Raw genomic sequence first — 14,009 nt, 5'->3', positions numbered from 1 at the left:
CGAAACACCCGGTCCGAAAGGCCCTGCCATGCTCCCCGTGATCCGTAATTCCTGGGCCCTTCTGGTCGGGATCATGCTGCTGATGCTGGGCAACGGAATGCAGGGCACCCTGTTGGGTGTGCGCGGCGACATCGAAGGATTTTCGACCGGCGCGATGTCGATCATCATGTCGAGTTACTTCGCGGGGTTCCTGCTGGGCTCGCAACTGGTGCCGGGGTTGATCCGCAAGGTCGGTCACGTCCGCGTCTTCGCCTTCCTGGGCTCGCTCGCCTCGGCGGGGCTGATCCTCTATCCGCTGCTGACCCACGAAGTGGCCTGGACGCTTCTGCGGCTTTTGCTCGGGTTCTGCTTTTGCGGCGTGTATATCGTGTCGGAAAGCTGGCTCAACAACACCACCACGAACGAGACGCGGGGCCGGGCGCTGTCGCTTTACATCATTGCGCAGATGATCGGCATCGTGGCGGCGCAGGCCCTTTTCGCCTGGGGCGACGCGGCGGATTTCACGCTGTTCATCATCGTGTCGGTCCTGGTGTCGCTGGCTTTCGCGCCGATCCTTCTGTCGGTCACGCCCGTCCCCCCGTTCGAGAGCGCGAAGCCCATGTCCTTCGCCAAACTCTACCGCACATCGCCTCTGGGCTTCGTGGGTGTCTTTCTGTTGGGCGCGGTATTCTCGGCGCTGTTCGGCATGGCGGGGGTGTTCGGCGCGGCCGCCAAGCTGACGACGGGGCAGATCGCGCTGTTCGTGTCGGCCATCTATCTGGGCGGATTGGTCCTGCAATATCCGATCGGCTGGGCATCGGATCGGTACGACCGTCGGATGATGGTCCTGATCGGGGCGGTGGTCGCGGCGTTTGCCTGCGTGCTGGGCGCCGCGGGGCTTGGCGGGATTTCGGGGCTTTACCTGTCGGCCGCGATCATCGGGGGCATGGCGAACCCGCTCTATGCGATCCTGCTGGCCTATACGAACGACTATCTTGAAAGCGAAGACATGGCCGCCGCTTCGGCCCGTTTGTTGTTCGTCAACGGGGTGGGGGCCGTCGGTGGCCCGCTGGTGACCGGCTGGCTGATGAGCGTGATCGGTCCGGCGGGATTCTTTGTATTCCTGGGCGTGTTGATGACGGCGCTTGCGGGCTACGCCGGCTGGCGAATGACACGCCGCGCCGCGCCGCAGGGGGACGACGACTATCAGGGCAGCTACACCGCGATGTCGCCGATGACGACGACCGCCGTCACGATGGATTCCATGATCGAAAGCTGGGAGGATGCGGCCGACGCGGAGCGCAGGGAGGACGCGGCATGACCACACGTACCCCACAGGATGTCATCGGGTTCTGGACCGAAGAGCTTTCGCCCGACGATTGGTATCGACAGGACGACGCACTGGACGACCGGATCCGCGACGGCTTCTTCGACACTTGGCAGGTGGCGCACGACCTCTACCGCACGTGGGGGGCAACGGCGCGGGGCACGCTGGCGCTGCTGATCCTGACCGATCAGATGTCGCGCAATATGATGCGGGGCCAGGCGCGCGCGTTTTCGACCGACGGTCTGGCGCGGGCGGCCACCAAGGCGGCCCTCGTGCGTGGCTTCGACTTGGCGATCGACGATCCGGTGCGGCAGTTTTTCTATCTGCCGCTGGAGCATTCCGAAACGATGCAGGATCAGGACCGGGCCGTCCGCCTGATCCTGATGCGTATGGATGCGCCCGAGACGCTGCTTCACGCGCGCGCCCACCGGCACATCATCCGTACGTTCGGGCGATTCCCGTTCCGCAATGCGGTGCTGGGGCGGACGTCGACATCCGCCGAGCAGGCGTTTCTGGACGGCGGGGCCTACGGCGCGGTGTTGCGAGAGCTGCGGGCCGAAGGCTGAGGTGGCAGAAGCCACGCGGCCAGATAAGTCTCCAGCGGTGCGTGCAGGCCTTGGGCCGCGTGCAGGGCGCAGAACCGCAGCGCCATGACCTGAACCGCAAAGGCCTGAACCCCTTCGGCAAGGATGGCCACGGGCACGTCGCGCCGGAAGGGGCCGTGTTCGATCCAGCTGGCGAAGACGTCGATCTGACGGGCGAACGTCGTTGCGATGGGGCCGATGTCTTCCTGCGCGGCGGCCCCTGAATACCGCAGGATGACGTCGAAGACATAGCGTTCGCAGGTCATGAACGTCAGCATCGGACCCATTCGGGCGACCAGGTCACGTATGTCCCGAATACCGGTTTCCAGATCCATAGCGTCAAGGATGGTGTCCAGGCGCGCGCCGATCAGGCGGTCCATCAGCGCATCCTTGTCGCGGAAATGCGCGAAGAATGTGCCCTTGGCGACACCGGCGGCGCGCACGACGTCTTCGACGCGCAGCGCCTCGAACCCATTCCGATCGATCAGCTTTTCGGCCTCGGCTACCAGCCGGGCCCGCGTTTCCAACGTCCGTTTCTGCACAATACGACCCATGATGTTCATTCGCACAAGATGTGACCATGGTCAAATTTTGTATTGACCGTGGTCATTTTATCCTGATTATGACCGTGGTCACTTATAGGAGGGCACCATGACACCCAAACGTATCTTCATCCTCGATGGCCATCCCGCCGCGCAGTCGTTGTCGCGCGGCCTGTTGCAGACCTACGCCGACCGCGCGCGGGCGGCAGGGCACGAGGTTCGCATCGCCCACCTGCATGATCTGACGTTCGATCCCGATTTCGGGGCCGGAAATTATGAGAACTGGAAGCCGCTCGAACCCGATCTGGAACACGTATTGGCGCAGATCGAATGGTCGGAGCATCTGGTTCTGGCGTTTCCGCTTTGGTGGGGGGCGATGCCCGCGCGATTGAAAGGGGTCTTCGACCGGGCGTTCCTGCCGGGCCGCGCCTTCGATACGCGTGTCACGAAGATGGGGATGCCGACGCCGATGCTGGGCGGTCGAACGGCGCGGGTGATCGTCACCTCCGACACGCCGATATGGTTCCTGCGGCTGGTGTATGGAAATGCCGTGCTGCGTCAGACGCGTGGTCAGATCCTGGGGTTCGCGGGCATCAAGCCGACGCGGTTCACCCTGTTTTCAGGCGCAAGCGCGCCCAAGCCGGGGGCGGTCGATCGCTGGATGAAGCGGATCGCGCGCCTTGGGACGGCGGGGGCCTAGCACCCGGGGACTTGCATCAGGTGCAGGGCGGCATTGCGGGTCCGTCGCTTTTCAGGCAGCGTTAGATGAATTAATTCAACGTTGAACAATGCCCCATCCCTTCGAAAGGTGACGCCCCATGGCCCAGAACTTCGACCTGATCGTGATCGGTGCCGGCCCCGGCGGATATGTCGCCGCAATCCGCGCGGCGCAGCTTGGCATGAAGGTCGTCTGTGTCGAACGCGAACATCTGGGCGGCATCTGCCTCAACTGGGGCTGCATCCCGACCAAAGCCATGCTGCGCTCGTCCGAGGTGTTCCACCTGATGCACCGCGCCAAGGAGTTCGGGCTGAAATGCGACGGGGTCGATTACGATCTGGATGCTGTGGTCAAGCGGTCGCGCGGCGTGGCCAAGCAACTGTCGGGCGGCATCGGGCACCTGTTCAAGAAGAACAAGGTGACGACCATGATGGGCGAGGCCAAGATCACGGCCAAGGGCAAGGTTTCGGTCCAGACGGACAAGGGCACCGAGGAGTTGACGGCCAAGAACATCGTCCTGGCCACCGGGGCCCGCGCGCGCAACTTGCCGGGTCTGGAAGCGGACGGGGAGCGCGTCTGGAACTACAAGCACGCGCTGGTGCCGCCGCATATGCCGAAAAAGCTGCTGGTCATTGGATCCGGTGCCATCGGCATCGAATTCGCCAGTTTCTACAACACGCTCGGATCGGACACGACGGTGGTCGAGGTGATGGATCGCGTCCTGCCTGTCGAAGACGAGGAAATCTCTGCCTTCGCCAAAAAGGCGTTCGAGAAGCAGGGGATGAAGATTCTGCAAAAGGCCATCGTCAAATCGCTGGACCGCAAGAAGGACAAGGTCGTCGCCACCATCGAGTCTGGCGGCAAGGCCGAGCAGCACGAATTCGACACCGTCATCTCGGCTGTCGGCATCGTCGGCAATACCGAAGGGCTGGGGTTGGAGGATTTGGGCGTCAAGATCGACCGAACCCACGTCATCACGGACGAATACTGCCGCACCGGGGTCGAGGGGCTGTATGCCATCGGGGACATCGCGGGCGCACCCTGGCTGGCGCACAAGGCCAGCCACGAGGGTGTGATGGTCGCCGAACTGATCGCGGGCAAGAACGACGTTCATCCAGTCAAGCCCGAGAGCATCGCCGGTTGCACCTACTGTCATCCGCAGGTCGCCAGCGTCGGCCTGACCGAGGCGAAGGCCAAGGAGGCGGGACACGACATCAAGGTTGGACGTTTCCCCTTCGTCGGCAACGGCAAGGCCATCGCACTGGGCGAACCCGAGGGCATGGTGAAGACCATCTTCGACAAGAAGACCGGGGAGTTGCTGGGCGCCCACATGATCGGGGCCGAGGTCACGGAACTGATCCAAGGCTATGTCATCGGTCGCCAGTTGGAGACCACCGAGGAGGACCTGGCCCACACCGTCTTCCCACATCCGACCCTGTCGGAGATGATGCACGAGTCGGTTCTCGATTCCGACGGCCGGGCCATTCACTTCTGATCGCGACTTTCGGGGCGCGGCGAATTCGGACATGAAGAAGGGGGCACCGTAGGGTTGCCCCTTTTTCCGTATCGGAGACCCCCATGAACCTTCTTGCCGACGTGCTGATCGGGCTGATCGCCCTGCTTCACCTCTATATTTGCTGGTTCGAGATGTTCGCCTGGGAAAGCCGCGGGCCGAAGGTCTTCGATACGCTCCCCCGCGATCTTTTCGCCCCGACGACGGCGATGGCTGCCAATCAGGGCCTCTACAACGGATTCCTGGCTGCGGGCCTGATATGGTCGCTGTTGATCGGGGACGCCGATTGGTCGCGGAACGTGGCGGCGTTCTTCCTGCTGTGCGTGGCGATCGCGGGGACTTACGGGGCCCGGACTGTGACGCGGCGCATCTTTTGGATCCAAACGGTGCCCGCGCTTGCGGCGCTCTTGACGCTTTGGCTGGCCTGACGCGTCGATGGACCGCACGCGCTGGACCCTTGTCGCACTGATCTTCTGCGGTGGCCTTCTGGCCGCGGCGCAGTTCGGCAAGATCACCCTGACCCTGCCCCAAGTCGCGCAAGCCTTCGACCGGCCGGTCACGGCGGTCGCGTTTCTGGTGTCTCTGGTCGGGATCATGGGCTTGATGTTGGGGCCGATGGCGGGGGGCATCGCGGCTGGCCATGGCATAGGACGGACGTTTCTGGCGGGTCTGGTGTTGGGCGGCGCCATGTCGCTGGTTCAGGCAACGCTGCCGCCGATATGGCTGTTTTCCGCGTCGCGCGCGGTCGAGGGGGTGGCGCATCTGGCGTTGGTCGTCGCGGGCCCGCCGCTGATGGCGGGCGCGTCGTCCGATGCGGACCGACCTTTGGTGATGGGCCTTTGGGCGGTGTTCTTCGGCGCGTCGCTGGCGCTGTCGGCGCAGATTTTTCCGGGCCTGCTGGCAGCCGGGGGGCTGCCGCTGCTGTTCGCGTTGCACGGGGCGCTTATGCTGGTCCTGGCGGCGGTGATGTGGCGCATCGTCCCCCGGCTGTCGCGGGCCCCGATCTCTCTCAACCCTGTGACGGTACACCGGGAGATCTATGGCTCGATCCGCTACATGGCCCCCGGCCTGGGCTTCGTCTGCTACACGTTCCTGTTCATCGCGGCGATCGCCTTTCTGCCCGACGCCCTCGGCCGGCCCGCGCTTGCGACGATCCTGCCGCTGGTGACCTTGGTGTCGACCCTGGCCGGCGGCGCGCTCTGCCGGCGGTTCGCGCCCCATCATGTCGGGGCGGCGGGCTATGCTGGAACGGCGCTGGGCGCGCTCGGTCTGGCTTTGGGCCTGCCTTTCGCGGTGGAGGCGTGTTTCGTCTTCATGGGCCTGATCCCGGGGGCCAGTTTCGCGTCGATCCCGGCCTGGAACGCCGCACCCGGTGACCGGGCCCGCGCGACGGGGGCGATCGCACAGCTGGGCAACCTGGGCACCGTCACCGGCACGCCCCTGTTCGCTGTGACCTTCGCAGCCGGCGGACTGACCGCGCTGATCTGGCTGACGGTCGGGGTGGCGCTGCTTGGCCTGATCCTGGTGAGTTGGGCCGGGGCGCGCGCCTCTGGCAGCGCGGGGGCGGGCGTGTTAAACGTTCGCTGAATGTTCCTTAAGGAATCGTTGCGGTAAATCCACCGGAACGATTGTAACGCCACCACGTCTGCCTATGTCGTGGCATTGCATCAACACGAACGACGTCCGGGGGCGGTATGGCCGATCAGAAGTACATCGAAGTCCGCGGCGCGCGGGAGCATAATCTCAAGGGCATCGACGTCGATATTCCCCGCGATCAACTGGTCGTCATCACCGGGCTTTCGGGGTCGGGCAAGTCGTCGCTGGCCTTCGACACGATTTATGCGGAAGGACAGCGCCGATATGTCGAGTCGCTGTCGGCCTATGCCCGCCAGTTTCTCGACATGATGCAAAAACCCGACGTCGATCACATCTCGGGCCTGTCGCCCGCGATTTCGATCGAACAGAAGACGACGTCCAAGAACCCCCGCTCCACCGTCGGCACCGTCACGGAAATCTATGACTACATGCGCCTGCTTTTCGCGCGCGCGGGCACGCCTTATTCGCCTGCGACCGGAGAGCCGATCACCGCGCAGCAGGTGCAGGACATGGTCGACCGCGTCATGGCGATGGAGGAGGGGACGCGCGGCTATCTGCTGGCCCCCATCGTGCGCGACCGGAAGGGCGAATACCGCAAGGAAATGCTGGAGCTGCGCAAGCAGGGCTTCCAGCGGGTCAAGGTCGATGGGGAATTTCACGACCTGGACACCCCGCCCGAGTTGGACAAGAAATTCCGCCACGACATCGACGTGGTCGTCGACCGGATCATCGTCAAGGACGGGCTGGAGCAGCGGTTGGCGGATTCGTTCCGCACCGCACTGGACCTGGCCGACGGCATCGCGATCCTGGAAACCGCGCCGAAGGAAGGCGACCCGGAGCGGCTGACGTTTTCCGAGAAATTTGCCTGTCCGGTGTCGGGCTTCACCATTCCCGAGATCGAGCCGCGTTTGTTCTCGTTCAACGCGCCCTTTGGAGCCTGCCCCAAGTGCGACGGTTTGGGGCACGAGTTGTTCTTTGATGATCGATTGATCGTCCCGGACGTGACACTGCCCCTATCCAAGGGGGCCATCGCGCCCTGGAACAAGGGTAAGAGCCCGTATTTTTTGCAGACGATCCAATCGATCGCCAAACACTACGACTTCGACCAAAAGGCCGCGTGGAAGGATCTGCCCGAGAATATCCAGGCCGTTTTCCTGCGCGGATCGGGGAGCGAGAAAATCAAGTTTCGCTATGACGAAGGCGGGCGCATCTACGAAGTGTCGCGCGTGTTCGAGGGCGTGGTCCCCAACATGGAGCGTCGCTACCGCGAAACCGATTCCAGTTGGGTCCGGGAGGAATTCGAGCGCTATCAGAACAACCGTTCCTGCGGGGCGTGCGGCGGATACCGGCTGCGGCCCGAAGCGCTGGCCGTCAAGATCGACATGAAGCACGTCGGGCAAATCGTTGAAATGTCTATCGCCGAAGCGTTGGCGTGGTGCGACGAGGTGCCAAAGGCGCTGTCCAAGCAGAACAACGAAATCGCGCGCGCCATCCTCAAGGAAATCCGCGAACGTCTTGGGTTCCTCAACAATGTCGGCCTGCAATACCTGACGCTGAGCCGCAACGCGGGCACGCTGTCGGGCGGCGAGAGCCAGCGGATCAGGCTGGCCAGTCAGATCGGGTCGGGCCTAACCGGTGTGCTGTATGTTTTGGACGAACCCAGCATCGGCCTGCATCAGCGCGACAATGATCGCCTGCTGACGACGCTCAAGAACCTGCGCGATCAGGGCAACACCGTCATCGTCGTCGAACACGACGAGGAGGCGATCCGGGAGGCCGATTATGTCTATGACATCGGTCCGGGCGCCGGTATTCACGGCGGCACCGTCGTCGGCCACGGCACGCCCGCCGATCTGATCGAGAACCCGAAATCCATCACCGGCGATTATCTGGCCGGGCGCAGGGAAATCGGCGTGCCCGCCAAACGGCGCAAGGGCAACAAGAAGAAGGTCACGGTGGTCAAGGCGACGGGCAACAACCTCAAGGGCCTGACCGTCGATTATCCGCTGGGCAAGTTCGTGGCCGTGACCGGCGTGTCGGGCGGCGGCAAATCGACTCTGACGATCGAGACTTTGTTCAAGACCGCCTCCATGAAGCTCAACGGCGCGCGCCAGACGCCCGCGCCCTGCGAGACGGTCAAGGGGTTGGAGCATCTGGACAAGGTCATCGACATCGACCAGCGACCCATCGGGCGCACGCCCCGGTCGAACCCGGCGACGTATGTGGGGGCCTTCACCCCGATCCGCGACTGGTTCGCCGGCCTGCCGGAGTCGAAGACGCGCGGCTACAAGCCCGGCCGGTTCAGCTTCAACGTCAAGGGCGGGCGGTGCGAGGCGTGTCAGGGCGACGGCGTCATCAAGATCGAGATGCACTTCCTGCCGGACGTCTATGTCGAATGCGAGACCTGCAAGGGCAAGCGCTACAACCGCGAAACGCTGGAAATTCAGTTCAAGGGCAAGTCCATCGCCGACGTCCTCGACATGACGGTCGAGGATGCGCAGACCTTCTTCAAGGCGGTTCCGTCCATCCGTGAAAAGATGGATGCGCTGATGCGTGTCGGCTTGGGCTATATCAAGGTTGGCCAACAGGCGACGACGCTGTCCGGGGGGGAGGCGCAGCGGGTAAAATTGTCGAAGGAGCTGTCGAAGCGCAGCACCGGGCGTACCCTCTATATCCTGGACGAACCGACGACGGGTCTGCATTTCGAGGATGTGCGCAAGCTGCTCGAAGTGCTGCACGAATTGGTGGATCAGGGAAATTCGGTCATCGTGATCGAACACAACCTCGATGTCGTGAAAACGGCCGACCATGTCATCGACATCGGTCCCGAAGGCGGCGACGGCGGGGGCACACTGGTCGGGGTCGGCACGCCCGAACAAATCGCTCAGATCGAGGGCAGCCATACGGGCCACTACCTCAAGTCACTTTTGGCGGCGCGCAAGGTGGCGGCGGAATAGGCCGCCACCTGTCCGGCATCAGTTCAGGACGGTCGCGACGATGTCGAGGATCAGCCGTTCTGCCCGGTCCAGTCGCAGAATGCGGTCGCCGACACGCACATAGGCTTCTCCGTCCTCCAGCGGCGGCAGGTCGTAGCCGCGCCGATCCACGATGACGTAGTCGCGGTCCAGCCGGTCGCCGATGCGGTAGTCGTAACCGTCGAACCGGTCGCGCTGCCGGGCCTGACCGGGAGGCACGCAGGGCGGGTCCTTCTTGGCGAGGCCGGGTGGGCAACCGCCGTTCGACGGGTTGGCGACCCGTTCGGCGCGGGAATTGCCGTTGCCGTTGTTGCCATTGTCCTCGGCGAAGGCGGGCGCGGCCAAGATTAACGCCACGGCGACCGTCAGTGCGGATGCGGATTTCATGGTCGTTCTCCTTTGATGGCATGTCAACGCGCGGGGCGGGCGCGGGTTCATCGGGATATCTTGCAATGCGCGTGAAGTCGCCGCTCGCGCAAGGATGGCGAGCGATAAGGCGTGAGTTCTGCAAGTCGTTTGTAGGCATCGGTTCCCAGCTCTTGCGCCGCGTGACAGACGGCCCGAGCCTCCGGTCATTCGACCATCAGCGCTGCCAGCCCGTGGAAGTGATAGATGTCGGCGTACTGCGGCGCGGCGCTCACCCTCAGATCCGGGCGGCGGGTCGAAAGTGCGCGCAACCCGTGCAGCAGTTCCAGCCGCGCCAGCAGCGCACCAAGGCAGAAGTGCAGACCCGCGCCGAAACTGGTGGGCATCGGAGCATCCGGGAAACGGCCGGGATCGAACCGCGCCGGGTCGGGAAAGGCCAGTGGGTCGCGGTTGGCCGCCCCCAGAAGCAGGCCGACCTGTTCGCCGCGACGGAACGTGTGGTCGAAGATCGTGACGTCTTGCATGGCGTAGCGGGTAAACACGTGCAGCGGCGGATCGTGACGCAGCACCTCCTCCACCGTGTCGGGCGTGATGTCGTCGCGCCAAAGCCCTGCCTGGATCAACCCGGCCACGCCGTTGCCCAAGGTATGGACTGTCGCCTCGTGCCCCGCGTTCAGCAGAAGGATGCACGTCGCGGTGACCTCCTCGATGGACAATCCGCCGTCACCCATCACGTCCAGAAGCTGCGCGATCAGGCTGTCTGGTCGCGGACGGCGGAAGATGTCGCGCAGGTAGGCGGCGAAGTCCGATGCGGCGCGCGCCGCCATTACCTCGTCCGCATGGGTGCGACGGGCCTGATACATACCCACCATCGCGTTGGACCACGTCAGCAGCAGGGGGGCGTCGTCCTCGGGCACGCCCAGCAGGCGGGCGATGACGCGGACCGGAAGGGGGCGCGCAAAGGCATCCAGCAGATCGAATTCGCCGGACGGAAAGGCGTCGATCAGGTCATGGGACAGAGTCTCGATCTCGGGGGCCAGCGCCGCGACCCGCCGCGATGTGAATGCGCGCAGGACCTGGCCGCGCAGGGCGGTGTGGCGCGGCGGCTCCAGTTCCAGCATCGAATGATCTTCGATGGCCCAGAACCCGGCCTGATGGGCGGGCCGGTCGGGCGGAAACGGATCTTCGCGCCCGAACCGCCGATCCCGCAGCAGCGCCGAGACCGCAGCATGGGACGCGGCGACCGGCATGTCGTAGTCCGCCCAGAATGCAAGCGGCCCCGCATCGCGCAGCCGGTCATAGAACGGATAAGGGTCTTGAACGAAGGCCGGATCTGTCGGCGATTGGGCAAAGCGGTGCATGGCGCATCGGTGGCGCGCGCCGGGTGGCGCGTCAAGGCTTGGCCCCGGCGGATCGCGCGCCTAGTCTGACGTGCATGCACCGCCTGCTCCTGATCCTCGTGACGCTTACCGCTGCCGGTCTGATGGCCGGTGCCGTGTGGTGGGCGACGCTGGGCACGGCGCTGACCGCGTTGCAGGCCAAGGGCAGTTCGGACCTGAGCCTGGCGGCCGATCGTTTGCGGCTGGAGTTGCAACGCTCCCGCGATCTGGCGGTTTTGCTGGCGGCCGATCCGGGCATCGCCGCCTCGGTCTCGCAACCCGGCATCTTCGACTATCCGGCGACGCGGTTGCAGGGCTTCGCCGACCGTTCCGGCGCGTCGGATGTCCTGCTTTTGAACGGGACGGGTACGGTCATCGGGTCGGCGTCGGGACGGCGGGGCGATCTGTCGGACGCGGTTTGGATGGTCCGTCCGCGCCAAGGCGCGCTCGGCGTCGGGCCGATGCCGCAGGGTGCCGTCTTTGGCGGGCGTGTCTTCGCCCATGCCGCCCCGACCTTCGACGCGCAGGGCAAGGTGTCGGGCGCGGTCGCCGTGACCCGCGATCTGGCCGTTCTGGAACGTGGCTGGCGCGGCGATCCGCAGGCCATCTATTTCACCGATGCCGTGGGCCACGTGGTCGTTTCGAATCGGGAGGAACTGCTGGGCGGGCCACCCCCGCAGACCCGTGCACCGATCCGGGGTCTGGACATCCGGCGCACGGAATCCGGTCGCTATATCCCGCGCGATGCCCTGCATCTGGAATTGCCACAGCCGACGCTGGGCCTGACGGCCGAGGTGCTGCTGGACACGGCCCCTGCGCGCGCGCTGGCGCAGGCGCGCGGCCTTGCGGCGGGTGCGGCACTTCTGGTGCTGGGCGGCCTGCTGGTCTTTCTGTGGGAACGGCGGCGCGTTCTGGCCCGCGCCAACCAGACTTTGGAGGCGCGGGTGGCCGAACGCACGGCGGCTCTGACCACCGAAATCGGCGAACGGCGGGAGGCCGAGGCCGCGCTGACCCGCGCGCAGGCCGATCTGGTGCAGGCCGGCAAGCTGTCGGCCCTGGGTCAGTTGTCGGCGGGCATCAGTCACGAATTGAACCAGCCGCTGATGGCGATCCGCAGTTTTGCGCAAAATGGGGCGACCTTTCTGGATCGCGGCAACGCAGAGGCGGCGGGCGCGAACCTGACGCGGATCAACGATCTGGCCGGGCGGATGGGGCGGATCATTCGCAACCTGTCGGCCTTCGCGCGGTCCGAGCCGCAGGCAGCGGTCGAGACCGATCTTGCGACCGTCATCGAAGATGCGCTTGAAATCACCGAGGCGCGGCGCGCGGCGGGGCAGGTCGATACGATCGTGCATTTGCCCGAGACTCCGGTCCTGGCCTTGGCGGGCGAGGTGCGGATGGGTCAGGTTCTGGTCAACCTGATCGCGAACGCGGTGGATGCCATGGCCGACCGGTCGGATCGCCGCCTGACCATCGCCCTGACCGACGGACCGCCCACCATGCGCGTCAGCGACACCGGACCTGGATTGCAAACGCCCGAAGCGATCTTCGATCCGTTCTATACCACCAAGGAAGTGGGGGCTGGGTTGGGGCTTGGCCTGTCGCTGAGCTATGGCATCGTGCAGGGCTTCGGCGGCGAAATTCGGGGCCGCAACACCGGGCAGGGGGCGGAATTCACCGTGACGCTGCCGCCTGCGGTCGGGTCGGTCGCGGCATGACGGATGTCCTGCTGGTGGAAGATGATTTGAGCGTGCGCGAGGCGCTGTCGCAGACGCTGGAGCTTGCCGATCTGACGGTGGCGACAGCTGGCAGTTTCGTCGCCGCCCAGCCGCGCCTGACGCGCGATCTGGCTGGCGTCGTCGTCAGCGACATCCGGATGCCGGGCCGTGACGGGTTTCACCTGCTGGCACAAGCGCGGGCGGCCGATCCGGACCTGCCGGTGATCTTGCTGACGGGGGAAGGGGACGTGCCGACGGCGGTGCGCGGCATGTCCGAGGGAGCCTTCGCCTTCCTTGAAAAGCCCTGCGATCCGGAAGAACTGGTGGCGACGGTCCGTCAGGCGCTGGCGCTGCGCCGGGCCACGCTGGCCGCACGGCGCGAACGGGGCGCCGCTGACGGGGGGGACGCGGCCGCCCGGATGCTGCGCGGTGTGTCGCCCCAAAGCCGCGCCATGCGGGACCGCGCCCGCGCCGTCGCGCGCGGAAGCGGCGCGGTGCTCGTCCACGGAGAGCCGGGATCGGGCACGTCGAAGGTGGTGGAGGTCATCCATCTTCTGTCGCCGCGGGCCACCGGGCCGTTCGTCAAACGATCGGCACCGGGCCTCGACGCCGATGCACTGGCCGAGGCGATCCAACTGGCCGAGGGCGGAAGCCTGCTCATCGATCACATCGACGCCCTGTCCCCCACGTTGCAGCATCGCCTGCCCGAAGACGGCGAGGTTCGTCTGCTGGCCGCGACCAACCTCGACCCCGTCGCTTTGACGGATACGCTGGATGCGGAGTTGTTCTACCGGTTGGACGGTTTGCGCCTGCATATTCCGCCCCTGCGCGACCGGCCCGGCGACATTCCGGTGCTGTTCCGCCACTACCTTCACCTGGCCTGCGAACAGGCAGATTTGCCTGTGCCGGACGTGCCGCCGGATATGCAGGCACGGCTGATGGCGCGTCCCTGGCCTGGAAACGCGCGGGGCCTGATGAACCATGCGATGCGCTATGCGATGGGTCTGCCCGACGCCGAAAGCGGGGACGGCGGGACCACGCGGGCCGGCCTGGCGGACCGGATGCGGGCGGTAGAGCGGTCGATCCTGATCGAAACACTGACCCGGCACCGGGGTCAGGCGACGTTGGCGGCGCAGGATCTCGAACTGCCGCGCAAGACGTTTTACGACAAGCTGGCGCGCCATGGGGTAAAGCCCGAGGACTATCGCCGCGACTGAAAGCGGTGTGCGAAAATCCGCACAAAGCGCGAAGCCGCGGCGTGTGAGAATCCGCACGCGTCTTGCGAATGACATGAAGGTCGAATTGCAAGTAT

General features: G+C 65.2%; 12 protein-coding genes. 9 read left to right on the top strand and 3 right to left on the bottom strand.

Going from position 1 to position 14,009, the window contains the following annotated elements; genetic code table 11:
- The first annotated feature begins 28 nt into the window (after window positions 1–28).
- Both JDO7802_RS15380 and JDO7802_RS15375 read left to right on the top strand, forming a co-directional pair.
- Window positions 29–1,300, top strand: a complete 1,272-nt coding sequence (locus JDO7802_RS15380; protein WP_055086815.1) for an MFS transporter — start codon at window positions 29–31, stop codon at window positions 1,298–1,300.
- Window positions 1,297–1,872 carry a DUF924 family protein gene (locus tag JDO7802_RS15375; protein ID WP_055086814.1) on the top strand — a complete coding sequence of 192 codons (576 nt, stop codon included), beginning with the start codon at window positions 1,297–1,299 and terminating at the stop codon, window positions 1,870–1,872. Before JDO7802_RS15380 ends, JDO7802_RS15375 begins: the two co-directional genes overlap by 4 nt.
- On the opposite strand, the gene JDO7802_RS15370 is transcribed toward JDO7802_RS15375, so the two are convergent.
- Window positions 1,833–2,444, bottom strand: coding sequence for a TetR/AcrR family transcriptional regulator (locus tag JDO7802_RS15370; protein ID WP_055087283.1), 612 nt, complete (start codon window positions 2,442–2,444; stop codon window positions 1,833–1,835). The two genes, JDO7802_RS15375 and JDO7802_RS15370, sit on opposite strands and share 40 nt — an antisense overlap.
- A 97-nt stretch (window positions 2,445–2,541) precedes the next feature.
- Between JDO7802_RS15370 and JDO7802_RS15365 the strand changes: the two genes are divergently transcribed.
- From JDO7802_RS15365 to uvrA, 5 genes are all read left to right on the top strand, one after another.
- Window positions 2,542–3,132 (top strand): NAD(P)H-dependent oxidoreductase, encoded by a 591-nt coding sequence (locus JDO7802_RS15365; RefSeq protein WP_055086813.1) that lies wholly within the window; start codon window positions 2,542–2,544, stop codon window positions 3,130–3,132.
- Window positions 3,133–3,250: 118 nt separating this feature from the next.
- Window positions 3,251–4,645 (top strand): dihydrolipoyl dehydrogenase, encoded by a 1,395-nt coding sequence (gene lpdA, locus JDO7802_RS15360; protein ID WP_055086812.1) that lies wholly within the window; start codon window positions 3,251–3,253, stop codon window positions 4,643–4,645.
- Between the two features lie 83 nt (window positions 4,646–4,728).
- Window positions 4,729–5,091 (top strand): DUF1304 domain-containing protein, encoded by a 363-nt coding sequence (locus JDO7802_RS15355; RefSeq protein ID WP_055086811.1) that lies wholly within the window; start codon window positions 4,729–4,731, stop codon window positions 5,089–5,091.
- Between the two features lie 7 nt (window positions 5,092–5,098).
- A complete protein-coding gene (locus JDO7802_RS15350; RefSeq protein ID WP_055086810.1) occupies window positions 5,099–6,250 on the top strand; it encodes an MFS transporter in 1,152 nt (383 codons plus the stop codon).
- 107 nt (window positions 6,251–6,357) lie between these two features.
- Window positions 6,358–9,216 (top strand): excinuclease ABC subunit UvrA, encoded by a 2,859-nt coding sequence (gene uvrA / locus JDO7802_RS15345; protein WP_055086809.1) that lies wholly within the window; start codon window positions 6,358–6,360, stop codon window positions 9,214–9,216.
- Between the two features lie 18 nt (window positions 9,217–9,234).
- Here uvrA and JDO7802_RS15340 read toward each other — a convergent pair whose 3' ends face one another.
- Both JDO7802_RS15340 and JDO7802_RS15335 read right to left on the bottom strand, forming a co-directional pair.
- On the bottom strand, window positions 9,235–9,621 hold the full coding sequence (locus tag JDO7802_RS15340; RefSeq protein WP_055086808.1) for a hypothetical protein: 387 nt from the start codon (window positions 9,619–9,621) through the stop codon (window positions 9,235–9,237).
- Between the two features lie 185 nt (window positions 9,622–9,806).
- The gene (locus tag JDO7802_RS15335; RefSeq protein WP_055086807.1) at window positions 9,807–10,961 is read right to left on the bottom strand and encodes a cytochrome P450; all 1,155 of its coding nucleotides are present in this window, start codon (window positions 10,959–10,961) and stop codon (window positions 9,807–9,809) included.
- Window positions 10,962–11,035: 74 nt separating this feature from the next.
- Here JDO7802_RS15335 and JDO7802_RS15330 point away from each other — a divergent pair, with 74 nt between their 5' ends.
- Together JDO7802_RS15330 and JDO7802_RS15325 are read left to right on the top strand one after the other, a co-directional pair.
- Window positions 11,036–12,697: a sensor histidine kinase gene (locus tag JDO7802_RS15330; protein ID WP_055086806.1), complete on the top strand. Its 1,662-nt coding sequence runs from the start codon at window positions 11,036–11,038 to the stop codon at window positions 12,695–12,697.
- Window positions 12,694–13,914, top strand: coding sequence for a sigma-54-dependent transcriptional regulator (locus tag JDO7802_RS15325; RefSeq protein WP_055086805.1), 1,221 nt, complete (start codon window positions 12,694–12,696; stop codon window positions 13,912–13,914). Before JDO7802_RS15330 ends, JDO7802_RS15325 begins: the two co-directional genes overlap by 4 nt.
- Window positions 13,915–14,009: the final 95 nt, after the last annotated feature.

Source organism: Jannaschia donghaensis (assembly GCF_001403795.1).
Taxonomy (GTDB): Bacteria; Pseudomonadota; Alphaproteobacteria; order Rhodobacterales; family Rhodobacteraceae; genus Jannaschia; species Jannaschia donghaensis.
This window is presented reverse-complemented; position numbering and strand designations above follow the sequence as displayed.